Annotated in this window: 1 rRNA gene; it reads right to left on the bottom strand. The window is 47.1% G+C overall.

The features are described 5' to 3' along the window. Window positions 1–1,872, bottom strand: a 23S ribosomal RNA gene (locus tag HMPREF3116_RS04865); the annotation flags it as partial. Between the last annotated feature and the right edge of the window lie 157 nt (window positions 1,873–2,029).

Raw genomic sequence — 2,029 nt, 5'->3', positions numbered from 1 at the left:
TGCTAAGCACTCCTCTTAACCTTCCAGCACCGGGCAGGCGTCAGCCCCTATACGTCATCTTTCGATTTTGCAGAGACCTGTGTTTTTGATAAACAGTCGCTTGGGCCTATTCACTGCGGCTGACCATTGGTCAGCACCCCTTCTCCCTAAGTTACGGGGTTATTTTGCCGAGTTCCTTAACGAGAGTTCGCTCGCTCACCTTAGGATGCTCTCCTCGACTACCTGTGTCGGTTTGCGGTACGGGTTGTTTGCATCTAACTAGAAACTTTTCTTGGCAGTGTGACGTCAGCAGCTTCGGTACTATATTTCCCTCCTCATCACAGCTCATCTTTAACACGAAGCATTTCACTCTGTGTCAGACTCACTGCTTGAACACGAATCCAATAACGTGCTCTGCTTAGCCTCCTGCGTCCTTCCTTTGCTCAAACAATACAAACAAGTACAGGAATCTCAACCTGTTATCCATCGCCTACACCTTTCGGTCTCGGCTTAGGTCCCGACTAACCCTGGGAGGACGAGCCTTCCCCAGGAAACCTTAGTCATACGGTGGACGGGATTCTCACCCGTCTTTCGCTACTCATACCGGCATTCTCACTTCTAAGCGCTCCACAAGTCCTCTCGATCTTGCTTCTCTGCCCTTAGAACGCTCTCCTACCATATCCATACGGATATCCACAGCTTCGGTGTTCAGTTTAGCCCCGGTACATTTTCGGCGCAGGGTCACTCGACTAGTGAGCTATTACGCACTCTTTAAATGATGGCTGCTTCTAAGCCAACATCCTAGTTGTCTAAGCAACCCCACATCCTTTTCCACTTAACTGAAACTTTGGGACCTTAGCTGGTGGTCTGGGCTGTTTCCCTTTCAACTACGGATCTTATCACTCGCAGTTTGACTCCCGGATTAAAATATTTGGCATTCGGAGTTTATCAGATTTCGGTAATCCTAGATGGACCCCTAGATCAAACAGTGCTCTACCTCCAATATTCATCATCCGAGGCTAGCCCTAAAGCTATTTCGGAGAGAACCAGCTATCTCCAAGTTCGATTGGAATTTCTCCGCTACCCACACGTCATCCCCGCCTTTTTCAACAGACGTGGGTTCGGGCCTCCAGTGCGTTTTACCACACCTTCACCCTGCACATGGGTAGGTCACTTGGTTTCGGGTATACGACTACATACTCGACGCCCCATTCAGACTCGCTTTCGCTATGGCTCCGTTTCTGCAACTTAACCTTGCATGCAATCGTAACTCGCCGGTCCGTTCTACAAAAAGTACGCCATCACCCATTAACGGGCTCTGACTGCTTGTAAGCACACGGTTTCAGGTACTATTTCACTCCCCTCCCGGGGTGCTTTTCACCTTTCCCTCACGGTACTGGTTCACTATCGGTCACTAGGGAGTATTTAGCCTTGGGAGATGGTCCTCCCGGATTCCGACGGAATTACACGTGTTCCGCCGTACTCAGGATACAGACTAGCGTTATTGATCTTTCATCTACGGGATTGTCACCCTCTGTGATTGGCCTTTCCATGCCATTCGACTAAATCTTTAACTACATATCGTCTGTCCTACAACCCCAAAGAGCAAGCTCTTTGGTTTGGGCTCTTTCCGTTTCGCTCGCCGCTACTCAGGAAATCGATTTTTCTTTCTCTTCCTACAGGTAATGAGATGTTTCAGTTCCCTGCGTCTTCCTCTCAAACTACTATGTATTAATAGTTAAGTAATTGCCTATCAAAGCAATTGGGTTCCCCCATTCGGAAATCTCCGGATCAAAGCTTACGTACAGCTCCCCGAAGCATATCGGTGTTAGTCCCGTCCTTCATCGGCTCCTAGTGCCAAGGCATCCACCGTGCGCCCTTATTCACTTAACCATTGGTTAAGTTGTATGATTCGCGAAAAGTAATTTGCTTACTTTTATTGGTTTTTACTCTTGGTAAAATTGGAATTTCTTATATTAATTATCTCCTGGTAGAAATAATTAAATAAGAGGTTTATTACTTACAGTATTCAGTTTTCAAAGAACAAAAT

The organism is Aerococcus sp. HMSC10H05 (assembly GCF_001806975.1).
Taxonomy (GTDB): domain Bacteria; phylum Bacillota; class Bacilli; order Lactobacillales; family Aerococcaceae; genus Aerococcus; species Aerococcus viridans_B.
The sequence above is the reverse complement of the archived record's forward strand: the minus strand, read 5'-3'. Positions and strand labels throughout refer to the sequence as shown.